Source organism: Aeromicrobium sp. REDSEA-S38_B2 (assembly GCF_001628525.1).
GTDB lineage: Bacteria > Actinomycetota > Actinomycetes > Propionibacteriales > Nocardioidaceae > Aeromicrobium > Aeromicrobium erythreum.
The window spans coordinates 17249-40884 of the sequence record NZ_LUNH01000026.1 but is presented as its reverse complement, the minus strand read 5'-3'; the positions used below and the strand labels follow the sequence as shown (position 1 = coordinate 40884).

Annotated in this window: 20 protein-coding genes; 18 read left to right on the top strand and 2 right to left on the bottom strand. The window is 72.9% G+C overall.

All coding sequences use genetic code 11. The features are described 5' to 3' along the window. Nucleotides 1-145: 145 nt before the first annotated feature. The 7 genes from A6Q81_RS07165 (at nt 146) to A6Q81_RS07135 (ending at nt 6202) form a co-directional block, all read left to right on the top strand. The gene (locus A6Q81_RS07165; protein ID WP_067856349.1) at nt 146-1336 is read left to right on the top strand and encodes an acetyl-CoA C-acetyltransferase; all 1191 of its coding nucleotides are present in this window, start codon (nt 146-148) and stop codon (nt 1334-1336) included. Nucleotides 1337-1362: 26 nt separating this feature from the next. Then, a complete protein-coding gene (gene meaB / locus A6Q81_RS07160) occupies nt 1363-2331 on the top strand; it encodes a methylmalonyl Co-A mutase-associated GTPase MeaB (RefSeq protein WP_236749840.1) in 969 nt (322 codons plus the stop codon). Between the two features lie 89 nt (nt 2332-2420). Beyond that, nucleotides 2421-2579, top strand: a complete 159-nt coding sequence (locus tag A6Q81_RS07155; RefSeq protein ID WP_169795969.1) for a hypothetical protein — start codon at nt 2421-2423, stop codon at nt 2577-2579. A 4-nt stretch (nt 2580-2583) separates the two neighbouring features. Then, nucleotides 2584-3153 (top strand): PH domain-containing protein, encoded by a 570-nt coding sequence (locus tag A6Q81_RS07150; RefSeq protein WP_236749841.1) that lies wholly within the window; start codon nt 2584-2586, stop codon nt 3151-3153. A gap of 68 nt (nt 3154-3221) precedes the next feature. Then, nucleotides 3222-4124 (top strand): tetratricopeptide repeat protein, encoded by a 903-nt coding sequence (locus A6Q81_RS07145; RefSeq protein WP_067856352.1) that lies wholly within the window; start codon nt 3222-3224, stop codon nt 4122-4124. A 72-nt stretch (nt 4125-4196) separates the two neighbouring features. Further along, a complete protein-coding gene (locus A6Q81_RS07140; RefSeq protein WP_286689996.1) occupies nt 4197-5243 on the top strand; it encodes a hypothetical protein in 1047 nt (348 codons plus the stop codon). After that, nucleotides 5240-6202, top strand: a complete 963-nt coding sequence (locus A6Q81_RS07135; RefSeq protein WP_286689995.1) for a DUF8094 domain-containing protein — start codon at nt 5240-5242, stop codon at nt 6200-6202. The genes A6Q81_RS07140 and A6Q81_RS07135 overlap by 4 nt, the downstream gene beginning before the upstream one ends. A gap of 4 nt (nt 6203-6206) precedes the next feature. On the opposite strand, the gene A6Q81_RS07130 is transcribed toward A6Q81_RS07135, so the two are convergent. Together A6Q81_RS07130 and A6Q81_RS07125 are read right to left on the bottom strand one after the other, a co-directional pair. Beyond that, entirely contained in the window at nt 6207-7085 is an 879-nt protein-coding gene (locus A6Q81_RS07130; protein ID WP_286689994.1) for an NUDIX domain-containing protein, read from the bottom strand. Nucleotides 7086-7147: 62 nt separating this feature from the next. Continuing rightward, nucleotides 7148-8836, bottom strand: a complete 1689-nt coding sequence (locus A6Q81_RS07125) for a maltotransferase domain-containing protein (protein ID WP_286689993.1) — start codon at nt 8834-8836, stop codon at nt 7148-7150. Nucleotides 8837-8970: 134 nt separating this feature from the next. On the opposite strand from A6Q81_RS07125, the gene A6Q81_RS07120 reads away from it, so the two are divergent. From A6Q81_RS07120 to A6Q81_RS07070, 11 genes are all read left to right on the top strand, one after another. Next, entirely contained in the window at nt 8971-9750 is a 780-nt protein-coding gene (locus A6Q81_RS07120; RefSeq protein WP_083516317.1) for an enoyl-CoA hydratase/isomerase family protein, read from the top strand. A 144-nt stretch (nt 9751-9894) separates the two neighbouring features. Beyond that, nucleotides 9895-12519 carry a coiled-coil domain-containing protein gene (locus A6Q81_RS07115; RefSeq protein ID WP_286689992.1) on the top strand — a complete coding sequence of 875 codons (2625 nt, stop codon included), beginning with the start codon at nt 9895-9897 and terminating at the stop codon, nt 12517-12519. A 145-nt stretch (nt 12520-12664) separates the two neighbouring features. Next, nucleotides 12665-13747 (top strand): hypothetical protein, encoded by a 1083-nt coding sequence (locus A6Q81_RS07110; protein ID WP_286689991.1) that lies wholly within the window; start codon nt 12665-12667, stop codon nt 13745-13747. A 194-nt stretch (nt 13748-13941) separates the two neighbouring features. Then, nucleotides 13942-14724, top strand: coding sequence for an electron transfer flavoprotein subunit beta/FixA family protein (locus tag A6Q81_RS07105; protein WP_067856373.1), 783 nt, complete (start codon nt 13942-13944; stop codon nt 14722-14724). Between the two features lie 14 nt (nt 14725-14738). Continuing rightward, a complete protein-coding gene (locus A6Q81_RS07100; protein WP_286689990.1) occupies nt 14739-15686 on the top strand; it encodes an electron transfer flavoprotein subunit alpha/FixB family protein in 948 nt (315 codons plus the stop codon). Between the two features lie 209 nt (nt 15687-15895). Next, nucleotides 15896-17521, top strand: a complete 1626-nt coding sequence (locus A6Q81_RS07095; protein WP_067856379.1) for a peptide ABC transporter substrate-binding protein — start codon at nt 15896-15898, stop codon at nt 17519-17521. A 148-nt stretch (nt 17522-17669) separates the two neighbouring features. Beyond that, nucleotides 17670-18596, top strand: a complete 927-nt coding sequence (locus tag A6Q81_RS07090; protein ID WP_067856382.1) for an ABC transporter permease — start codon at nt 17670-17672, stop codon at nt 18594-18596. After that, a complete protein-coding gene (locus tag A6Q81_RS07085) occupies nt 18589-19575 on the top strand; it encodes an ABC transporter permease (protein WP_286689989.1) in 987 nt (328 codons plus the stop codon). The genes A6Q81_RS07090 and A6Q81_RS07085 overlap by 8 nt, the downstream gene beginning before the upstream one ends. After that, nucleotides 19572-21320 (top strand): dipeptide ABC transporter ATP-binding protein, encoded by a 1749-nt coding sequence (locus tag A6Q81_RS07080; RefSeq protein WP_067856388.1) that lies wholly within the window; start codon nt 19572-19574, stop codon nt 21318-21320. Before A6Q81_RS07085 ends, A6Q81_RS07080 begins: the two co-directional genes overlap by 4 nt. Nucleotides 21321-21402: 82 nt before the next feature. Next, on the top strand, nt 21403-22083 hold the full coding sequence (gene imuA' / locus A6Q81_RS07075) for a DnaE2-dependent mutagenesis accessory factor ImuA' (protein WP_236749842.1): 681 nt from the start codon (nt 21403-21405) through the stop codon (nt 22081-22083). Beyond that, nucleotides 22080-23600, top strand: coding sequence for a DNA polymerase Y family protein (locus A6Q81_RS07070; RefSeq protein ID WP_286689988.1), 1521 nt, complete (start codon nt 22080-22082; stop codon nt 23598-23600). Before imuA' ends, A6Q81_RS07070 begins: the two co-directional genes overlap by 4 nt. Nucleotides 23601-23636: the final 36 nt, after the last annotated feature.

Below are 23636 nucleotides of genomic sequence, written 5' to 3'. Positions count from 1 at the left end.
CCCCGAGGACGCGTGAGGCGCGACGGGAGGAGCGGTGCCGTGCCCGCGACGTCGTGACGTGACGCACACCCCGGGACCACGGATGTGACTCGCGAGTAGAGTGACCCGCACCCCACCACCTGTGTCCATGCAAGGGAGCAACCCCATGACCCAGTCCGTGATCGTCGCCGGCGCCCGCACGCCGATCGGTCGCCTCCTCGGCGGCCTCAAGACGCTGTCCGGCACCGACCTCGGTGGCATCGCCATCAAGGGTGCCCTCGAGAAGGCCGGCATCACCGGCGACCAGGTCGACTACGTGATCATGGGCCAGGTCCTCGGCGCCGGCGCCGGGCAGGTCCCCGCCCGGCAGGCTGCGTTCAAGGGCGGCATCCCGCTCGACGTCCCCGCGCTCACCATCAACAAGGTCTGTCTCTCCGGCATCAACGCGATCGCGCTGGCCGACCAGCTGATCCGTGCGGGCGAGTACGACGTCGTCGTCGCCGGCGGTCAGGAGTCGATGACGCAGGCGCCGCACCTGCTCCAGGGCTCGCGCGAGGGCACCAAGTACGGCAAGACCACCCTGCTCGACCACATGGAGTACGACGGCCTGTGGGACGCGCTGACCGACCAGGCGATGGGCGCGCTCACCGAGCAGCGCAACGCCGACCTCGACGCGTTCACGCGTGAGGAGCAGGACGCCTTCGGTGCCCGCTCGCACCAGCTCGCGGCCACCGCGCAGAAGAACGGCGTCTTCGACGAGGAGATCGTCCCCGTCGAGATCCCGCAGCGCAAGGGCGACCCGGTCGTCGTCTCCGCCGACGAGGGCGTCCGCGGCGACACCACCGCCGAGTCGCTCGGTCGGCTGCGTCCGGCGTTCTCCAAGGACGGCACCATCACCGCCGGCACGGCCAGCCAGATCTCCGACGGCGCCGCCGCCGTCGTGGTGATGAGCAAGGCGAAGGCCGAGGAGCTGGGTCTGAGCTGGATCGCCGAGATCGGCGCGCACGGCAACGTGTCGGGCCCCGACTCCACGCTCCAGGAGCAGCCCGCGAACGCGATCGAGAAGGCGCTCGCCAAGCAGGGCAAGACCGCTGCCGACCTCGACCTGGTGGAGCTCAACGAGGCGTTCGCCGCGGTGGGCATCGCGTCCACGCGCAAGCTCGGCATCTCCGAGGACATCGTCAACGTCAACGGCGGCGCGATCTCCCTCGGTCATCCCATCGGCATGAGCGGCGCGCGCATCGTGCTGCACCTGGCGCTGGAGCTCAAGCGTCGCGGCGGTGGCCTCGGTGCAGCCGCGCTGTGCGGTGGCGGCGGCCAGGGCGACGCCCTGCTGATCACGGTGCCGTCCGCCTGACGCCGACCAGCCCTCACCGACCGCCCGTGGCTGCCTCGCGCCTGCGCGCACCCGACGTCGCCGACCTCGTCGCGCGACTACGCGAGGGGCAGCCCCGGGCGGTCGCCCGTCTCATCTCCCTCGTGGAGGACGAGTCACCTGTCCTCCGCGAGGTCAGTGCGGCGCTCGCGCCCCTCGTGGGCCGGGCGCACGTGGTCGGCCTCACCGGCTCGCCCGGCGTCGGCAAGTCGACGTCGACGGCCGCCCTGGTCACGGCGCTGCGCGCACGCGGCAAGCGCGTGGGCGTGCTGGCCGTGGACCCGACGTCTCCATTCACGGGCGGCGCGCTGCTCGGCGACCGGATCCGCATGGGCGACCACGCCACGGACGACGGCGTCTACATCCGCTCGATGGCCAGCCGTGGGCACCTCGGCGGGCTGTCGTGGGCCGCGCCGCACGCGCTGAGGGTGCTCGACGCGGCCGGCTGCGACGTCGTGCTCGTCGAGACGGTGGGTGTGGGACAGTCGGAGGTCGAGGTGGCGGGGCTCGCCGACACGACGCTCGTCCTGCTCGCGCCCGGCATGGGCGACGGCATCCAGGCTGCGAAGGCCGGCATCCTCGAGGTCGGCGACGTGTTCGTCGTCAACAAGGCCGACCGCGACGGTGCGCAGTCCACCCGCCGCGAGCTGCGCTCCATGGTCGCCATGGCCGAACGTCCCGAGGGTGCCTGGAAGCCGCCGATCGTGCTCACCGTCGCGTCACGGGGCGAGGGCATCGACGACGTCGTCACCGAGATCGACCGTCACCGCGCCCACCAGGAGGCCTCGGGAGACCTGCGTCGTCGTCGGCTCGCCCGCACCCGACGCGAGATCGAGGCGGTCGCCGTGCACGAGCTGCGGGAGCGGTTCGGGCACGTGGGCGCCGACGCGAGGCTCGACGACCTCGCCGCCGACGTGCTCGCGGGCGACCAGGACCCGTTCGCGGCCGCGGACGTGCTGCTCGACGTCGTCCAGTGAGTCCACGACACGTCCCGGACTGACGTGGGACGGGCCACGCCGGCCGCGCCTGCCGGGTCGTGAGGCCCGGCTGGGGTAGGAATGGTGCCGTGCTGAAGAAGGTCCTCGTTCTCCTCGTCGCCGCGTTCGTGGTCTACTACCTGTTGACCGCGCCCGCCGGCGCTGCCGACGCGGTCAGCGGTGCGGTCAACGCGGTCATCGACGCCTTCGGGCAGGTCTTCATCTTCGTCGACGAGCTCACCCGGTAGTCCCGTGCTGGGCAGCTCCGCGCTGGCCGCCCTGCTGGCGCGGATCCCGGACCAGGACGTCGAGGGTCACCTCCTCGCCGAGGAGGGTGAGCACGTCATCGACCTCGTGCGCAAGCACGGCGTCGTGTACCTGCGTCCTGCGGCGATCGCGCTGGCCGCGCTGCTCGTCGGCGTGCTGGCGTTCGTCGGCCCCATCCAGCTCGGCTGGTTCTTCCTGCTGCTGGCGGCCGGTGGGCTCGGGTACGCGCTCTACGGCGTCGCCCGTGAGCACCGAGACGTCTTCGTCATCACCAACATGCGCGTCTTCCGCGCCTCGGGCGTCTTCTCGGTCCGCATCGCGACGATGCCGATCACCCGCATCCTCGACATCACGGTCGAGAAGCCGTTCGTGGGGCGCGTGCTGGGCTACGGGCACTTCGTGTTCGAGTCCGCCGCGCAGGCACAGGGGCTGCGCGACATCCGCTACATCGGCGACCCCGACGAGCGCGATCTGACGATCCAGCGGGTCGTGCAGCGTGCCGGGCTGCGCGGGCCGCGCCCGGACGGTCCGCGGCCCCTCCACGACGGGCGCTGACGCACCCGACCGTTGGACGTCGCGGACGGCAGGGGGAGCCGCCGGGGGCGAGTTCCTAGGATGGGGCCATGAGCTTCTCGCGCCCTGGTGCCATCGACCTCTCCGCCCTGGCCAAGCCGTCCGCCCCGCCGGCCGGCCCGTCGGGTCCCGGCGGTGGCTACACGGTCGACGTGTCGGAGCAGACCTTCCAGACCGTCGCGCTCGAGGCGTCGATGCAGCACGTCGTCGTGCTCGCCCTCTGGTCGCCCCGCGCACCCCAGAGCCGCGACTTCGTCGACCTCCTCGGCCGGGTCGTCGACACGCTCGAGGGACGGATCCTGCTGGCCGCGGTCGACATCGACGCCAACCCGGCGATCGCCCAGGCGCTGCAGGCGCAGGGCGTCCCGGTCGTCGTCGGTCTCGTGAAGGGCCAGCCGGTGCCCCTCTTCCAGGGCCTCGCCGAGGAGGCCGAGGTGCGCCAGTACCTCGAGCAGCTGGTGGCGCTCGCGGTGCAGAACGGGCTGACCGGACGGGCGACCCCGGCCGGTGGCGAGTCCGCCGAGCCGGAGGAGCCCGCGGACGACCCCCGCTTCGCCGCTGCGGACGCGGCGTTCGCCGCGGGTGACACCGACACGGCCGTGGCCGAGTACGAGCGGCTCGCCCTGCAGCACCCCGGCGACGCCGAGGTCGCCGAGCGGCTGGCCGGCGTCAAGCTGTTCGCCCGCACCAAGGACGCAGACCTCCAGCAGGCCCGCAAGGCCGCCGCGGACGCCCCTGACGACGTCGACGCCCAGCTGCTCGTCGCCGACCTCGACGTGAGCGGCGGACACGTGGAGGATGCGTTCGCCCGGCTCGTCGGGCTGGTCCGCACCGCGCACGGTGAGGACCGCGACCGGATCCGCGAGCGGCTCCTGGAGCTGTTCACGGTGGTGGGCACCACCGACCCCCGTGTCGCCGACGCGCGACGCGCCCTGGCGTCGGCGCTCTTCTGACGGCGAGCGCCTCGCCTGCGCGTTAGGGTGCGGCGACGGCAGCCGTGGGAGCGGCCACGGCGAGGAGGGGTGATGGCGCGACGTCTGGCCTGGCCGCTCGTCGTGGTCGGTCTTCTCCTCGCGCTCGCCGGAGCAGCCGTCATGGCGGTGCTCGGCCCCGACAGCCGGTTCACGACGGGTCCGCACACGGTCCGGACCGACGGCGTCGCCGTGGTCACGGCACCCGACGTCATCACCTACCGCGGACTCCAGGTCGACGTCCTGGTGGAGGTCCCGGTGAACAAGCCGGTGTTCGTCGGCCTCGGCAACACCGTCGACGTGCAGGACTACCTGGCCGGCACACGACGGCTCGAGGTCACCTCGTTCCGCGCGCCGTGGACGGTGCGCACGGCGGAGCGTCGGGGTCGAGCCGCGCTGCCCGGCGCGCCCACGGCCCTGGACTGGTGGATCGCGGACTCGGCTGGCCTCGGGGGTGCGTCGATCAGCACGACCCTGCCCGACACGCCGGTCTCGCTCGCGATCCTCGCCGTCGGCGCCTCGGACCTCTCGGGCCTGCGGGTCACGTTCGCCTACGGCGTGCGGGGCGGCTTCGGCCTCGGTCTCGGCGCGCTGCTCGGCGGACTGGGACTCATCTGGTCGGGCCTGCTCCTGCGGCGCGGACCGTCGGCGTCGTCCGGCGGTCTGCGACGTCCGTGGCGCGAGCGCGGTGACGGACCGCTCGAGGTGGGGGAGGAGGTCGAGGTCGTGGAGGAGGAGGTCTACGTGTTCGTCGACGAGCGCGGGGTCGAGCACGAGATCACGGCCGAGGAGGCGGCGCGCCTGCAGGAGCGTCTGGCCGCCGACGCGCTCGAGCCGACCGGCCCCGACCCCACCAGCCCCGACTCCATCAGCCCCGACTCCATCAGCCCCGACTCCACCCACCCCGATCCGGCCGGCCCCGACCTGGACAGCGCGGGCGACGTGGCCGTCGAGGTGCCGCCCCCGGCGGTCGTCTACGTGTTCGTCGACGAGGACGGCGTGGAGCACGAGGTGTCCGAGGAGGAGCTCGCCGACTACGAGCTCGCCGACGACGAGCCGGCGGACGAGCGCTCGGCGGACGACGAGAGGCGGGACCGATGAGCCGACGGTCCGCACCGGTCGTGGTGCTGCTGGCCTGCGTGCTGGTCCTGACGTCCTGCACCGTGCCGCGCCCCCGCGACGACCGACCCGCGTCGACGGTCCCGATCGACCGCGCTGGGGTGGAGCAGGTGCTGAGCCGCTACGACCAGGTCCGGGAGGCGGCCGCGAAGCTGCTCGACCCCAAGCCGCTGTCGACGGTCGAGAGCGGCGCGGTGCTCGCGATCGACACCGGGTCCTTCGACGTCGCGCAGCGCCTCTCGCGCGGCGTGGGGTCCGACGGCACCTCCGACCAGGTCGAGCGGCTCGCGGTGCCTCGGTTCACTGCCTACCCGCTCTGGTTCGTCGTCGAGGTGCGCGACCAGGCTGCGAAGGTCAACCGCGTGCAGGTCTTCGAGCGCGGGTCGGCCGTCGACCCCTGGTTCCTCGTGGCAAGCCCCGAGACGGTGCTGAGCACGCGTCTGCCCGACCTGCGGGAGCGCGACGGCGCGGCGCTGACGGTCGACCCTCGCAGCGCCACAGGCATGAGCATGTCGCCGCAGCAGGCCGCCGACCGCTACGCCGCCGCTCTCGAGGACCCGTCGACGGCAGCGGCGCGGACGATCGAGAACGACGACTTCCGTGCGCAGATGCGCACCGCGGCGCGACGCAACGCCGCGCTCGACGGCGTCCGCTTCGCCCAGACGTGGAAGGCCGAGAAGGTCACCCACGCGCTGCGGACCGCCGACGGCGGAGCGCTCGTCTTCGCCACCCTCGAGCGGGTCGACTCCTACCGCGTGCGCGACGGCATCCAGGTGACCTGGCCGGACGACTCGCCGCAGAAGGCGCTGCTGGAGTCGGGGGTCTCCTCGTCCGGGCGTCTGCGCTACCTGCACCAGGTGCTGGTCGAGATCCCCGGCGGGTCGGGGCGCCCCCGCGTCATCGGCCAGTACGGGGGCGTGGTGGAGGCCGAGGGGCCCTGAGGACTCAGACGACCGGCGGCTCGGGGGCGAGCGGCGCCTCCCGGTAGGGCGGGACGTCACCCCCGGCGAGAGCCTCCAGCAGCTCGGTCGCGGCAGCAGTCGCGCGCGTGCGGACGGTGTCGGCGTCGCACCAGTGCACCCCGGCGATCTCCGTCGGCTGCAGCGCCATGGTGTCGACGAGCGAGGCGTCGGCCACGCCCAGGTCGAACACGAAGACGCAGGCGTCGTCCCACCCGCGCCAGGCCGGGAGCCAGTTCACGGTGAGCAGACCGTGGACGGTCAGGGTGAGGCCGAGCTCCTCCTCCAGCTCGCGGACGAGCCCCTCCGAGGGCGACTCGCCGACCTCCACGACACCGCCGGGCAGGTCCCACTCCTGCTTGTAGGTGAGCTGGCAGAGCAGCACCCGACCCTCGCCGTCGCGCAGGACGCCCTGCGAGATGACCCGCTTCGTCGGCAGACCGGCGTTCAGCAGCGCGATGAAGCCGTCGCGGCTGTCGGCCGGCGGGTCGTCGCGCAGCCGGGCGAGCAGGGCGCGGTCGGGGGAGTCGCCGGCACCCCTGGCGATGCCCTCGCGTCGCAGCCCGCTGATCGACGCCGCGCGGACGTCGCCGGTGCGCTCGACCGGGACACGTGCCTCGACCCTCTGGAGCGCGAGGTCGTCGAACGCGTGCGCGAGCACCAGGCGCAGGGCGCGCACGGCCAGGCCCAGCGACTGCTCGCCGGTGCCGGTGTTCCAGCGCACGGAGCCGGTGCCGCGTCCCTCGTCGAGCAGGGCGATCGTGCCGCGGCGCTCCCCGCCGACGACCACGGACCAGCCGCGCAGGCCGTCCGCGCCGCTCGTCGGCTCGAGGTGGAGGTCGTCGTCACGCAGGATGGCGGTCACGTCGTCACCGTACGCGGCCGGTCACCGGGACGCAGCGGGGTCCGGCGCGTGGACGGCTGCGCTCAGCGGCGTGCGGTCAGCACGCGCACGGGGTGCGCCGGGTCGAGCGTGAGGGCGTCGAGGGTGTGCCAGGTGCCGTCCAGCTCGTCCTGCAGCCGTTCCCCGGGCGCGCCGAGCGCGTCCGGCACGCCCACGGACTTGGGGAAGGCGGGGAACAGGTCGACGACGACGAGCAGCGCGTCCTCGCCGTCGCTCCGGCTGAACGCGAGCACACCGGCGTGGTGGACGCGGTGCAGCACGAGGCCGCGTCGACGACGCAGGGCGGGGTGCGCACGACGCAGCTCGTTGAGGCGACCGAGGAACGTCGCCACGTCGGGCTCGGGCTCCGAGCTCGGCCCGTCGACCTCCTCCAGGGTGCTGCTCGTCTCCCAGGCCGGGCTGCCCAGCGCGGCGACCGCCGCCCACGCGCACCGCGTGGCGGCGCCGCCGTCGTCCAGGGTCGAGGCCCGTCCGCCGCCGGGCGCGGCCACGAGGTGCGTCCGCGTGACCGACCCGCGGCCCACGCCCGCCAGGACGTCCTCGACGTCGGCGAGGCCGAGGGCGTCGTGCAGCGCCGGCGTCGTCTGGTGGAACCCGACGAGCGCCAGGGCGTGAGCCTGCGCGGGGCTCGCGTCGCCCTCCGACAGCAGGAGCACGTCGGGTGCTGCCGCGGCCAGCTCGCGCAGCACGTGCTCCCACAGCCCGAGCGGCCAGTGGTGCGCGTCCCGGACCACGAAGGCGCCGACGCCACGGTCGGCCCAGCCGACGAGCGTCTCGAGCACCAGACCGAGCACGCCGGCCGGCTCGGCATCGGGATCCAGCCGCCAGGTGTCGTCCCCGGTCGGGACGAACCAGCCGGCGTGCTGCTCGAGCCACGGGTGACCGGGCGCGACCGTCCACGTCAGCTCCAGGGCCACCTCGAGCCCGACCCGGTGGGCCCGCTGCACGAGGGCGTCGAGGTCGGCGACGGTGCCGAGCCGCGGATCGACGTCGAGGTGCCCCCCGACGACGGGAGCGGAGTGCCACGGGCGACCGCGCGTGGGGTGCAGCGGCGGGAGGCGGACGACGTCGAAGCCCAGGGCGGCGACGTCGTCGAGGCGTGCGGTGGCGTCGGCGAGCGTGCCGTCGGGCGTGGAGGGCGCCAGGCGGTACCAGGCCCCGACGAGGGCGCGCTCGGGGTCGACGCGCAGGGGGAGCGGCTCGGTCGAGCCGACGTCGGCCCGGCCCAGGTGCTCGGGCAGGGACGCCACGTAGGCCAGTCCCTCGGCGAGCCGCTCGTGGGCCGGTGTCGTGGTGTCGAGGAGGTCGTCGCCCACCTCGAGCGCTGCTGGGTCCTCGTTGCCGAGCGCGAGCACGAGCGCACTGCCCTGGGCGAGCACCGTCTCGGGGTCGGCCCCGTGGTCGATGTCGGTCACGACCCGGCCCGCCCACGTGCGCAGGGACTCCTGCCAGCTCTCCACGTGGTAGGTCCACGCGCCCACCGCGTCGGCCGTCACCGTGGCGGACCAGACGTGGTCGCCGAGGTGCCGCATGGGCACCGGGTCGCGTCGCTTGCCGTCGGGCGCGGTGAGCACGACCGCGGCGCCGACGTCGACCGTGTCGGGCAGCACGAGCGCCTCGACGGTCAGTGGTTCGCCGGGGACCACCTTCGCCGGGAACCGCCCGCGGTCGAGGCACGGACGGACTTCCAGCACCGGGACCCGAGCGACCATGGGGACACGCTAGTGGCTCGGAGGCGGTCCGCACCCTGTTCACCCGCGCGTCGGAGCAGGTGGCTCTCCTCCTATGCTCACGGCCACGGCCCTGTGGTCGGCGTCACGACGCCGGCCCGACGGAAGGAACCAGCGTGACCCAGCTCGTCCAGCTCGAGGTGACCGACGGCGTCGCCCTCGTCCAGCTCGTCCGCCCGCCCATGAACGCGCTCGACGCGCAGGTCCAGCGCGAGCTGGTCGAGGTGGCGCGGGAGGTGGACACGCGCGACGACGTCGCTGCGGTCGTGCTGCACGGCGGACCGAAGGTGTTCGCGGCCGGTGCCGACGTGAAGGAGATGGCCGCGATGTCGTACCAGGAGATGGTGCGCCACGGTCATCTCCTGCAGGAGTTCACGCGCGCGGTCGCCGCCATCGGCAAGCCGACGGTCTCCGTGATCACCGGCTTCGCCCTCGGCGGGGGCTGCGAGCTCGCGCTCTCCACCGACCTGCGGTTCGCGGCGGAGAACGCCAAGCTCGGGCAGCCCGAGATCCTGCTCGGCATCATCCCCGGCGCGGGAGGCACCCAGAGGCTCGCGCGGCTCGTGGGGCCGTCGGTCGCGAAGGACCTCATCTTCACGGGTCGCTTCGTCGACGCGCAGGAGGCGCTGCGGATCGGTCTCGTCGACCGCGTCCTCCCCGCGGAGGAGGTGCTCGACGCAGCCGTCGCGTGGGCGCGTGGCTTCGTCGGAGGACCGGCCCTCGCGCTGCGGGCGGCCAAGAGTGCGGTCGACCGCGGTCTCGAGACGGACCTGCAGACCGGGCTGGAGATCGAGCGGATCGAGTTCACGGGGCTGTTCGCCACCGACGACCGCCGCGCCGGCATGGACTCCTTCGTCGAGAACGGTCCCGGGAAGGCCACGTTCAGTGGGTCGTGACCTGGCGGACCACCGAGGCGGGGGAGACCTCACGACGGGTCCGAGGTCTCACGCCTCGACATCGCCACGGAACACCTGTGGCACCAGGGACGCATGGGGCATACTGTGCTGCGACGTGCCGCCGTGCTCGCGAGAAGGGTAGTCATGACCGACTCAGGTTCGAACCAGCCGCAGGAGCGTCGACGCGCCGATCCGCTGAAGGTGGCTGCCGAGATGTTGGAGCAGTCCGGTGGCGACACCGAGGCCGCCGCGGACGATGCGCGACGCGGTGCGCCGGACGACCGACGGGCCAAGCGGGCAGCTCAGCGTGCCGCGCGCCAGATGGCTGCCGAGAAGCGACGCGCCGAGCGCAACGCCGCCCGAGCGTTCAACGCCTCGCGCCGGGGCCGACGCGACGGTGACGAGCCGGAGCCCGCGCTGAAGGCGGCCGAGGAAGCCATCGAGGCCCAGGAGCGCGCGGCCGCGCAGGCGAGCGAGCCCGAGCCGCAGCCCGTCGCGCCGCAGGAGCGGATCGCGCCCGAGTCGAGCACGCCCGAGTCGAGCACGCCTGAGTCGAGCACGCCTGAGTCGAGCACGCCTGAGGCAAGCACGCCCGTGGCGGACGTCTCCGCCACGGCCGAGCAGCCGGCCGTCGAGGCGACGACGACGCCGTCGGCCGACGACGAGCACATCGACGCGGCGCTGTCCGACGCGACGCAGACGCTGCCCGCGGTCGAGGACACCGAGGACGAGACGCGCGAGGTCGCCGTCTCCGCGGGAACGCGCCGCTGGGCGCCCCCCACGGCCGCCTCCCTCGCCGAGCCCGAGACCGCCTCCACCGCCGACGCCGAGGCAGAGGCCGAGCGTGCAGCGGCGGAGCAGGCTGAGGCCGAGCGTGCAGCGGCCGAGCAGGCTGAGGCCGAGGCTGAGGCCGAGCGCGCAGCTGCCGAGCAGGCTGAGGCTGACCGCGCAGCGGCGGAGCAGGCTGAGGCTGACCGCGCTGCTGCCGAGCAGGCCGAGGCCGAGCGTGCTGCTGCGGAGCAGGCCGAGGCCGAGCGCATTGCCGCCGAGCAGGCCGAGCAGCCTGCACCCCAGGACGAGACCTCCGAGCAGGAGACGACGGAGGCCGCCTCGGTCCCGTCGGACGACGAGGGCCCCCAGGCCGAGGAGACCCCCGTGACGTCGGAGCAGCCCGCCGAGGACGACCAGGCCGCGCAGGCTCCGGCGCCCAGCACGTTCGCCGAGAAGCTCGCCGCGGCCAGCGCCGCCGCGCAGCAGCGCGTGAGCGCCGCCCGCGCCGAGGCCGCCCGTCTCATGGAGGAGGCCGCACGCGAGCGCGCCGAGGTCGCCGCACGGATCCGCGCCGACGAGGCCGAGCAGCGCGAGGTGCTGCAGGGTCGGCTCCGGGCGGCCGAGCAGGCCGCCGAGGAGCGCGTGCGTGCGGCGCGTGCCGAGGCCGAGCGCGTCACGGTCGAGATCGAGCGCGAGCGGCAGGCCGCCGCCGCCAAGATCGAGCAGCTGCAGCAGGAGGCCGACGCCCGGGTCGAGGCGGCCCGCGCGGAGGCCGAGCGCGCCGCGCAGGAGCGTCTCGACGAGGCGAAGGCAGAGGCCGAGCGCCGCATCGCCGAGGCCGAGGAGGAGGCGGCGCGCACCGCCGCCGAGCGTCTCGCCCAGGGTGAGCGCGATGCCGAGGACGCCGCGCAGCGGCGCCTGGCCGCAGCCGAGCAGGACGCGGAGCGCCGCATCAGCGAGGCACGCGCCGAGGCCCAGAAGCTGGCCGAGGCCGCTCGCCAGGACCGCGAGGCGGCCCTGCAGCAGCTCGAGAAGGAGCGTGCCGAGGCCGAGGCGAAGCTCGAGCAGGTGCGACTGGAGGCCGAGAAGGTCGTCGCCGACGCCGAGCGCACGTCCGCCCAGCACGTCGCTGTCGCCAAGGCCGAGGCCGAGAAGTACGCCCAGGAGGTCGAGGCCGAGCGGCTGGCGTCGGAGGCCGCCGAGCGCCACGAGCAGGCTGCGGCCGAGCTGGCGCGCGAGCGCGACGAGGCACGGGCTCACGTCGAGCGGGTCACCGCGGAGGCGGCCGAGCTCGCCCGGCAGGCCGAGGACGAGCGCAACCAGGCCTCGGCCAAGCTGGCCGAGGCCGAGCGGGTGTCGGAGGAGCGCGTGCGGACGGCGCAGGCCGAGGCCGAGCGCGTGGCCGCCGAGGCTGCCGACGCAGCGCGGGCGGCAGCCGCCGCGCGTGAGGAGGCGGCGCGTCGTCAGGCGGAGGAGGCCGAGCAGGCCCGTGTCGAGGCCGAGCGGAAGCTCGCCGAGGCCGAGGAGCAGGCGTCAGCCCGGATCGCCCAGGCCGAGTCCGAGGCACGAGCCGTGGGCGAACGGGCCGAGCAGGACGCCCAGCGCCGCATCGAGGAGGCGCGCGCCGAGGCCGACCGCGTCGTGCAGCGCGCCAAGCTCGACGCGCAGGAGCGTCTGACGCAGGCCGTTGCTGCGGCACGCTCGGCGGCCGAGGAGAAGCTGGCCGAGGCCGAGGCCACCGCGATGCAGTGGGTGGCGGCCGCTGAGGCGGAGGCCGAACGCGTCGCCCAGGCGCACATCGTCGCGGCGAACCAGTCGGCCAAGCAGGTGCCGAGCTTCGCGGAGCTCGAGCCACCCGCCGTGGCGGAGTTCGTCGAGGAGAGGTCGACGGCCGACGAGCCGTCCAGCCAGGTCGGTCCCGACGCCTCGTCGGAGGTGAGCGACGGACCCGGGGCAGCCGTCCCCCCGACCAAAAAAAGGGTCATCCGGCGATCCTGAGTACCTGACGGCCGGCGCCATCGTCGCCGGTCTGGACGCGCCGTCCGCGCAGGCGGACGGCGATGGTGACACGTCGTCCGACGCTGCGGTGCCGGCAGACGCGCCTGCGTCGGACGATGCTGCCGCGCCGGCGCAGACGCCCGGCGTGACGCGCTCCTACGAGGACCTCGTGCCCGGCTCTCTCGCGTGGATCGCGGCGACCCACGGCGGTCCGCGCCCGGATCCGCTGGCGAGGGCCGAGGCAGCCCTCGACACGCCCGAGCGCCGACCCGAGACCGACCCCGCACCCGGCTCGCGGGAGGCCAAGGCGGCCCGCCGCGACGCCGCGAAGCGTGAGCGTGCACAGCGACGTGCGGAGGCGAAGGCCGAGAAGCAGCGCGCCCGCGAGGAGCGCGCCCGCGCCCGCGAGGAGGCTGCCGCGGAGCGCGAGCGCGAACGGGTATGGGCTGAGGAGGTCAAGCAGCTGGAGGCCGAGCAGTCGGCGGCCGAGGCCGAGGAGCGCGAGCAGGAGCGTGCCGAGAGCAAGCGGCTCGCCGAGGAGGCCGCCCAGGCCAAGGCGCGCCGTCGCGCGGAGAGCAAGGCGGCCGCGAGGGCCGCGCTGGCCACCCCGCCCGGCAGCCACCGTGCCGAGCCGCCCGTCGACGAGCCCGTCGCACCCGCCGCGACGGATCGTCGCCCCGACACCGACACCGACACCGACACCGACACCGAGAGCGACGCCGAGGCCGGGGCCGGCACCGAGGTCGAAGCCGCGACCGACGGCGCGTCCGTCGAGGCGACGCCGACGGAGCGACCGTCGCGTGCGCGTCGCGCGGACCGCGTCGAGCGTCGCCGCGCGAAGGCCGCCGCGGCCGTGGCGCGTCGTGACGACTCCGGCACCGACGACGTGCCCGAGCCGCCCTCGGTCCCGCAGGAGGGTCCGTCGACCGCCCGTCGCGTCGTCGGACTGGTCGGCGTGGTGCTGGGCGTCCTCGGCCTGGTCGCGTCGGTCACGCTCGCGCTCGCGGCGCTGCTCGTGGCGTTCGGGTTCGACCCGTCGACGGGCGTGCTGCAGTCGGTCGCGACCGTCGCCGACCCGCTCACGCAGCCGCTGCGCGGGCTCGTCTCCTTCAGCGGCGAGAACGCCGCCGCGAAGGAGTCGTTCGTGGCCTACGGCGGGGGATCGGTCGCCTACCTGGCGGTCGGCGTGCTCGCCCCGTCGCTCCTGCACCGGCCCGCTCGATCCTGACCCGCGAGGCCTGCGACGACAGGTGTCCCGGACGTGTGACCTATACCATGGGTGACGCGCCTGGCCCCGGTATGTAACTCGCCGGTAACCTTGCGTGCAAGGCTGCCCTCACCTCGTGGAGCACCACGTGGGAAGGTGGACGTCCCCGACAGCGCGGCGTAGAACGCCGCGTCCCCGACCACAGGAGGGTCCTCGTGACCAACATCGTCGTCGCGGTGAAGTACGTGCCGGATGCCACGGCCGACCGCACCTTCGACTCGTCCGACAACACCGTCGACCGTGAGAACGTCGACGGACTGCTCTCCGAGCTCGACGAGTACGCCGTCGAGCAGGCGCTCAAGGTCGTCGAGGAGGGTGACGGCGAGGTCACCGTCCTGACCGTCGGCCCCGACGACGCCGCCGACGCCGTCCGCAAGGCCCTGCAGATGGGCGCGGACAAGGGCGTGCACGTGAACGACGACGCGATCGCCGGCTCCGACGCCTTCGCGACCTCGCTCGTGCTGGCGAAGGCGCTCGAGAAGCTCGAGTACGACTTCGTGTTCTTCGGCATGGCCTCGACCGACGGCGGCATGGGCGTCGTCCCGACCCTGGTCGCCGAGCGCCTCGGCCTGCCCGCGGTCACCCTCGGCGGCGAGATCAGCGTCGACGGCGACAGCGTCACGATCAAGCGTGACGGTGACGTCGCCACGCAGGAGATCCAGGGCTCCGGCAAGCTCGTCGTGAGCGTCACCGACCAGACCGGCGAGGCCCGCTACCCGTCCTTCAAGGGCATCATGGCCGCCAAGAAGAAGCCGGTCGAGGAGTGGGACCTGTCCGACCTCGGCGTCGACGCGTCCGAGGTCGGCCTCGACGCCGCCTGGACCAAGGTCGTCACCACCGAGCCGCGTCCCCCGCGCACGGCCGGCGAGATCATCACCGACGAGGGCGACGGCGGCACGAAGCTCGTCGAGTTCCTCGCCTCCAAGAAGTTCGTCTGAGCAGGAGTAGAGAGATGTCCGAAGTCATCGTGCTCGTCGACGTCGTCGACGGCAACGCCACCAAGCCCAGCCTCGAGCTCCTCACGATCGCCCGCAAGATCGGCGAGCCGTCGGCCGTCGTCTTCGGCGCCGACGTCCCGGCCTCGCTGGCCGAGCACGGCGCGGAGAAGGTCTACCAGCTCGACGACGCCGTCTACGGCGAGTACCTCGTCGGCCCCAAGGCCGAGGCGCTCACCAAGATCGTCACCGACGCCTCCGCCGCCGCGGTGCTCGTGCCCTCCACCACGGAGGGCAAGGAGATCGCGGCCCGTGTCGCGCTCAAGACCGAGTCGGGCCTCATCACCGACGCCGTCGACGTGTCGGTCGACGGTGACACCGTGACCACGACGCAGTCGGTCTTCGCCGGCAACTTCACGGTCGACGCCCAGGTGACCAAGGGCATCCCGGTCATCGCCGTCAAGCCGAACTCCGTGGCCCCCGAGGCCGCCTCGGGCGCCGGCACGGTCGAGGCCGTCTCGGTCGACGTCTCCGACGCCGCCAAGGGCGCCAAGATCGTCTCCACCAAGGAGAAGGCCGCCTCGGGTCGTCCCGAGCTGACCGAGGCCGCGATCGTCGTCTCCGGCGGCCGTGGCACCGGCGGCGACTTCTCCGAGGTTGAGGCCTTCGCCGACACCCTCGGTGCCGCCGTGGGCGCCTCGCGCGCCGCCGTCGACTCCGGCTGGTACCCGCACAGCTTCCAGGTCGGCCAGACCGGCAAGACGGTCTCGCCGCAGCTGTACGTCGCCAACGGCATCTCCGGTGCCATCCAGCACCGCGCCGGCATGCAGACGTCGAAGACGATCGTCGCCGTCAACAAGGACGAGGAGGCTCCGATCTTCGAGCTCGTCGACTTCGGCGTCGTCGGCGACCTCAAGACGGTCCTGCCGCAGGCCACCGAGGCCGCGAAGTCGCGCAAGGGCTGATCACCACCCGCTCCACCACGAGGGGCCCCGGACCGCACGGTCCGGGGCCCCTCGTGCGTCCATGGCCCGTGAGAGCCACGCATCATGGCCCATCCTGATCAGGTTGCAAGTTGGTGAAGTCCCCTCCGAGGCCTGTCGAAGGCCCGTCCGCCGGTGATAGCAATAGGGGCGCACGCGACTGCGTGCACCCATCTTCACAGGAGGAATCCATGCGTCTCTCCCGACGTACTCGCGTCGCGGGCGTAGCCCTGCTCGCCGCGGGCAGCCTCGTCCTGGCGGCCTGCGGTGGAGGCGGTGACGACTCCGGGTCCACCGACTCGGTGATCACCAACTTCAGCACCGAGCCCCAGAACCCGCTCGTCCCCACGTCGACGAACGAGACCGGTGGCGGTCGCGCCGTCGACCTGCTCTTCGCCGGTCTGGTCTCGTACCAGAAGGACGGCTCGAGCGTGAACGAGGTCGCGGAGTCGATCGAGTCCGACGACAACGTCACCTGGACCGTGAAGCTGAAGGACTGGAAGTTCTCCGACGGCACGCCGGTCACCGCGAAGTCGTTCGTCGACGCGTGGAACTACGGCGCGCTCAGCACCAACAAGCAGCTCAACAGCTACTTCTTCTACCCGATCAAGGGCTTCGACGCCGTCCAGGCCGAGAAGCCGACGGCCAAGACGCTCGAGGGCCTCAAGGTCGTCGACGACAAGACCTTCACGATCGAGCTCAACCAGGCCGAGGCCGACTTCCCGGCGCGTCTGGGCTACTCGGCGTTCTACCCGCTGCCCGAGTCCGCGTTCGAGGACATCAAGGCCTACGGCGAGGACCCGATCGGCAACGGCCCGTACAAGATGGACGGCAAGGGTGCCTGGGAGCACGACGTCCAGATCAAGCTCGTCCCGAACGAGGAGTACGACGGCGTCCGCAAGCCCAAGAACGGCGGCGTCACGCTGAAGTTCTTCACGAACCCGGACACGGCGTACACCGCCGTCCAGACCGGTGACCTCGACGTCCTCGACGCCGTGCCCCCGAGCGCCCTGTCGACCTTCCAGGACGACAGCTCGGTCCAGGCCATCTCCGAGCCCGGCTCAGTCTTCGGCTCGGTCACCATCCCCGAGCGACTGCCCGGCTTCGGCACCAACGACGAGGGCCGTCTGCGTCGTCAGGCGATCTCCAAGGCCATCAACCGCCCCGAGATCACCAAGAACATCTTCGACGACACCCGCACGCCGGCCGTGGACTTCTCCGCGCCCGTCATGCCGGGCTTCGATAAGGACATCCCGGGCAGCGACGTGCTGACCTTCGACGCCGACGAGGCCAAGAAGCTGTGGGCCCAGGCCGACGACATCGCCCCGTTCAAGGGCTCGTTCGTCATCGCCTACAACGGTGACGGCGCCGGCAACAAGGAGTGGGTCGACGCGATCGCGAACCAGCTCAAGAACAACCTCGGCATCGACGCCAAGGGCCAGGCCTACGCCACGTTCGACGAGCTGCGCTCCGACGTCACGAACCGCACGATCAAGACGGCCTTCCGCACCGGTTGGCAGCCTGACTACCCGTCGATCTTCAACTACCTGGCCCCGCTGTACCAGACCAAGGCCGGGTCCAACGACGGCGACTACTCCTCCAAGGAGTTCGACGACCTCATGACGAAGATCGCCGGCGAGCCCGACGAGGACAAGCGCTACGAGCTGCAGTCGCAGGCCCAGGAGGTCCTCTTCAAGGACCTGCCGGCCATCCCGCTGTGGTACTCGAACGTGGCTGCCGCCGCCTCGAAGAACGTCGAGAACGTCGAGTTCAACTGGCAGAACCAGCCCGAGCTGCACCTCATCACCAAGAAGTAGCTCCGGCGCCCGCACGACCACCCGTGGGGCAACACCTCAGGTGTTGCCCCACAGGTGCGTCCGGGTCCCTCGGTGGTGCCTCGTGCCCCGGCGTATCGTCGGGACGGGTCGCGGCACCGCCGCCCCCTTCAGACAAGGAGTCCTGCCCATGTGGTGGTACGTCGGTAAGCGTCTCCTCCAAGCGATCCCGGTGATCCTCGGAGCGACGCTGCTCATCTACGCGATGGTGTTCCTGCGACCAGGTGATCCCATCGTCGCGCTGTTCGGCGACAAGCCCGTGCCCGAGGGCACCTACCAGGCGCTGCGCGAGCAGTACAACTTCGACAAGCCGTTCCTGGTGCAGTGGCTGTTGTTCCTCAAGGGCGCGGTGACCCTCGACTTCGGCACGTCGTTCAGCGGCCAGCCGGTGATCGACCTCGTCCAGCGCGCGTTCCCCGTGACCATCAAGCTGGCCTTCATGGCCCTCGTCATCGAGGCCGTGCTCGGCGTGGCTGCCGGCTTCTACGCGGGCATGCGCCGCGGCAAGCTGTTCGACTCCACGATGCTCGTGGTGTCGCTGCTCGTCATCGCCGTCCCGATCTTCGTCTTCGGCTTCGTGCTGCAGCTGATCGTCGGCATCAAGCTCGGGGCGCTGCCGGCGCTCGTCAGCTCGCAGGCGACGTTCCGTGAGCTGCTGCTGCCGGCCATCGTCCTCGGTCTCGTGTCGTTCGCCTACGTGCTGCGCCTGACCCGCACGTCGGTGATCGAGAACCTCACCGCCGACCACGTGCGCACGGCCCGGGCCAAGGGTCTGCCCGACGGGCAGGTCAACCGCCGCCACGTGCTGCGCAACTCCCTCATCCCCGTCGTGACGTTCCTCGGCGCCGACCTGGGCGGCCTGATGGCCGGCGCGGTCGTGACCGAGGGCATCTTCAACGTCCCCGGCGTCGGCAACCTGGCCTTCCAGGCCGTCCGACGCGGCGAGACCCCGACCATCGTCTCGGTGGTCACCATCATGGTGCTCGTCTACGTGCTCACCAGCCTTGTCGTGGACCTGCTCTACGCCTGGCTCGACCCGAGGATCCGCTATGCCTGACGGCCGTCGCTCGAAGATCCGTCCCGGGCAGGAGCGCTACCTCGCCCGCCTGGAGGACACCCCGCTGCACGACGTCGGCGCACTCGACACCACGGCCCCGCCGGAGAGCCAGTGGAAGGAGGCGTGGAAGCAGCTGCGCAAGAACCCGCTGTTCTGGGTCTCGGCCGTGCTCCTCGTGTTCCTGGCCGTGGTCATCGCGGTGCCGGGCCTGTTCACGAGCAACGACCCCAGCTTCTGCCAGCCCGGCAAGAGCCTGGCGGTCTCCTCGCCCGGTCATCCGCTCGGCTTCGACCGCCAGGGCTGCGACGTGTACTCGCGCGTCATCTACGGGGCACGCGCCTCGGTCGCCGTCGGCGTCTTCACGACGCTCATCGTCGCCCTGCTCGGCCTCGTGACGGGTGCCGTCGCCGGCTTCTACGGCGGCATCTTCGACACGCTCATCTCCCGCGTCGGCGACATCTTCTACGCCATCCCGCTGCTGCTGGCCGCGATCGTGCTGCTGTCGGCGCTCAACAACGTCTGGCCCGACCGTGGCTTCTGGGGGTCGGTCCTCGCGATCGTGCTCGCCCTGGGACTCTTCGGCTGGCCCCAGGTGACGCGTATCGCCCGCGGTGCCGTCATCGAGACCAAGCAGCAGGAGTTCGTCGACGCCGCGCGTGCGCTCGGTGCCACGCCGCGGCGCAACCTGCTCCGCCACGTCGTGCCGAACTCCCTGGCTCCCGTGATCGTCACGGCGACGGTCTCGCTCGGTGTGTTCATCGTGGCAGAGGCGACGCTGTCGTTCCTCGGCCTCGGGCTGCCGACCAGCATCGTGTCCTGGGGCAACGACATCGCGGCCTCCCAGAACCAGGTGCGGGCCGGGCAGCGGCTGGGCACCATGTTCTGGCCGGCCGGAGCGCTGGCGCTCACCGTGTTCAGCTTCATCCTCCTCGGCGACGCCGTGCGCGACGCCCTCGACCCGAAGGCCAAGAAGCGATGAGCCGCGACCTGAACCCCGACCAGCCGCTGCTGGAGGTCAAGGACCTCCACGTGGGCTTCGCGGCCGACAAGAAGACCGTGGTGCCCGCCGTCATCGGCGCCAACCTGTCGGTCTACCCCGGTCAGACCGTCGCGATCGTGGGAGAGTCCGGCTCGGGCAAGTCGACGACGGCGCACGCCATCATCGACCTGCTGCCCGGCACCGGACGGATCACCGGTGGCCAGATCCTCTTCGAGGGCCAGGACATCGCGCACGCGAAGAAGTCCGACATCGTCGCCCTGCGCGGCTCGTCCATCGGCCTCGTGCCGCAGGACCCGATGTCGAACCTCAACCCGCTGTGGCGTGTGGGCACGCAGATCAAGGAGTCGCTCGAGGCCAACGGCGTCGCCAAGGGCAAGGCCGCCGACGCCCGCGTCGTCGAGCTGCTCGAGGAGGCCGGACTGCCCGACGCGGCCCGTCGGGCCCAGCAGTACCCGCACGAGTTCTCCGGCGGCATGCGCCAGCGTGCGCTCATCGCGATGGGCCTGGCCGCGCGGCCGAAGCTGCTCATCGCCGACGAGCCCACGTCGGCGCTCGACGTGACGGTCCAGAAGCAGATCCTCGACCACCTCGACCGGCTCACCGACGAGCTGGGCTTCGCGGTCCTGCTCATCACCCACGACCTCGGGCTGGCGGCCGAGCGGGCCGACCACCTCGTGGTCATGTACCGCGGGCAGGTCGTGGAGTCCGGGCCGGCGCTGGAGATCCTGCAGGACCCCCAGCACCCGTACAGCAAGCGGCTCGTCAGCTCGGCACCGTCGCTCGCCTCGCAGCGGCTCTCGTCGGTGGAGGCCCGCGCCGAGGTCCGTGAGCAGGCCGTGCAGACGGCGGCCGAGATCGCCGCCGAGGTCGCGACCCACGACGACGAGCTGGGGGAGGGCCGCGGCACGATCATCGAGGCCAAGGACCTCACCAAGGTCTTCAAGATCCGCGGCAGCCGGCCGGGGCAGTCGACCGACTTCACGGCGGTCGACCAGGTCTCCTTCCAGCTCGAGCGCGGCACGACCACCGCGATCGTCGGCGAGTCGGGGTCGGGCAAGTCGACCGTGGCCCGTATGGTCCTCGGTCTGCTCGACGCGACCAGCGGCAGCGTCGAGTTCGACGGCGTCGACATCACGACCCTGCGCAAGAAGGACCAGCAGCTCGCGCTGCGGCGCCAGATGCAGCCGGTGTTCCAGAACCCGTACGCCTCGCTGGACCCGATGTACTCCATCTACCGCTCGATCGAGGAGCCGCTGCGGCTGCACGGCGTCGGCACGGCCAAGGAGCGCGAGGCCAAGATCCGCGACCTGCTCGACAAGGTGTCACTGCCGGCCTCGGTCATGACGCGCTACCCGAACGAGCTCTCGGGCGGCCAGCGCCAGCGCGTGGCGATCGCCCGAGCCCTCGCGCTCGACCCGGAGGTCGTCATCTGCGACGAGGCCGTCTCGGCGCTCGACGTGCTGGTGCAGGCGCAGATCCTGACGCTGCTGAACGAGCTGCAGAGCGAGCTGGGCCTGTCCTACCTGTTCATCACCCACGACCTCGCGGTCGTGCGGCAGATCGCCGACAACGTGCTGGTGATGCAGAACGGCAAGGTCGTCGAGCAGTCGACCGTGTCCGAGGTGTTCGAGAACCCCCGCGAGGACTACACGCGCATGCTCCTCGACGCCATCCCGGGCGGGTCGATCCCGCTCGGCGTGGTGGAGGCCGGCGACGACGTCTGAGGCTCGCCCCGCGCCCGGCTGACCGGGCGCGGGGTGCGTCGATCCAGTTGACTCGTTCGAACATCTGTTCGATCATGGTGGGGTGTCCACCGCCCGTCCCGCCCTCGAGGTCGTCGCCGAGCTGCGACGCGAGGTCGAGCGGATGCAGGGCGCTCCTGCCCGCCAGTCGGTGCCCACGCACGCGGCCCTCGAGGGTCTGCTGAGCCTGGAGACCGGAGGGGTGTACGGCGTCGACTCGGCCAGCCTGGCCCTGCTGCTCATGGCCGGTCCGTCGGCGGCCGGCACGTGGTGCGCGGTGGTCGGCGCACCCGACCTGGGGGTCGAGGCTGCGGTCGCGATGGGCGTCGACCCGCACCGCACGGTGCTGGTGCCCGACCCGCAGGACCGCTGGCTGGAGGTCACGGCCGCGCTCGTCGACGTGGTGGGTCTCGTGGTCGTCCGCCCGTCCGCGGCGGTCGGCGAGGGCGACGCGTCCCGCCTCGGGGCCCGGCTGCGCAAGCAGGGCTGCGTGCTCGTCCCGTGGGGCGACTGGCCGCGCTGCGACGCCCGGCTCACCCTCGAGACCGCCCGCTGGGCAGGCCCGGGCGCCGGCGACGGGCACCTGCGCTCGCGGGAGGTCACGGTCGCGCTCCACCGCGGCGCGGCACCGCGCCGCACCCGGGACCTGCTGCTGCCCGCGGCCGACCTCACCGTGCAGCAGGCTCGCCCCGACGTCGCACCCGTGCGCCGGCGTGAGCCCGCGGTCGTGCGGAGCGCCGGATGAGGACCCTCGTGGTGTGGTGCCCCGACTGGCCGGTGCGGGCCGCCCTGCCCGACCTGCCGCGCGACGAGCCCGGTGCCGTGCTCGAGGGCGGCCAGGTGCTCGCGTGCAACCACGCCGCGCGGGTCGAGGGGGTGCGGCGGGGCATGCGTCGTCGCGACGCCCAGGCGCGCTGCCCCGAGCTGCACCTGGCCGACCACCGTCCCGACGTCGAGGCACGCTCGTTCGAGGAGGTGCTGCTCGGCGTCGAGGAGCTCAGCCCCGCGGTCACGCCGTTGCGTCCCGGGCTGTGCGCGCTGCCCGTGCCGGCCCGCTTCTACGGCGGGGAGGAGCAGGCGGCGGCCGTCGTCGCCGAGCGCGTCGTCTCGCTCGCGGTGTGGGACGTGCGGCTCGGCGTCGCCGACACCCTGTTCGCCGCGGAGCAGGCCGCCCGCCGGGCTGCCCCGCAGGACGTCCACGTCGTCGAGCCCGGCACCGACGCCGCCTTCCTGGCCCCGCTCCCGGTCGAGGTGCTCGAGTCGCCCGACGTGGTCAGCCTGCTGCGCCGCATGGGCCTGACCACCCTCGCGCACCTGGCGGCGCTGCGGCCCTCCGACGTCCACACCCGGTTCGGGGCGCACGGTGGTCTGCTCCACCGGCTCGCCTCGGGGCAGGATCCCCGGCTGCTCGCGCGCCGCGACGTGCCGCCCGAGCTGAGCGGCGTGCTCGCGCTCGAGCCGCCGGTCTCCAGCTCCGAGACCGTCGCGTTCAGCCTGCGCTCGGTGGCCGAGCGGTTCGTCGCCCGCCTGGCCGAGCGCGGTGTCGTGTGCACCGCCCTCGGGATCGAGGTCGAGGTCGACGGTGTCGTCGCCTCCACCCGACGCTGGGCGCACCCGCGCTGGTTCGGTGCCGTCGACGTCGTCGACCGGGTGCGCTGGCAGCTGCAGGGCACGGTGCTGCCCGGACCGGTCGGCGGCGTGCGGCTGGTGCCCGAGACGGTCGCGCCCGTCGGCGAGCACGCCCCGGTGCTGTTCGGGGCCGGCACCCGGGCTGCCGACGACGAGCGCGTCGAGCGGGGGATCGCCCGGGTGCAGGGTCTGGTCGGGCACGACGGGGTGCTCGCGGCCCAGGTCCAGGGTGGTCGGGCACCGGCTGCCCGCCGCCTGCTGACGACGTGGGGCGAGCAGGCGCAGCCGGCCCGGGCGGTCGGTGCCCCGTGGCCCGGGTCGGTGCCGCCGCCGGCGCCGGCCACCGTGTACGCCGCCCCGAGGCCGGCCCAGGTCGTCGGACCGGGCGACCGGGTGGTCGGCGTCGACGGCCGCGGGGCGATCAGCTGCGAGCCGGTGCGGTTCCGCGCCACGGGCGACGAGCAGTGGCGTCCCGTCGCGTCGTGGGCCGGTCCCTGGCCCGTCGACGAGCTCTGGTGGGACGAGGCCGCCGCCCGTCGGGTGGCCCGCTTCCAGGTGGTCGGTGTCGACGGGACCGCCTGGCTCATGGTCGTCGAGAACGGCACCTGGTGGACCGAGGCGCGCTATGACTGACCGCCTCACGCCCCCCCTCCCCGCTAAGCGTGACGT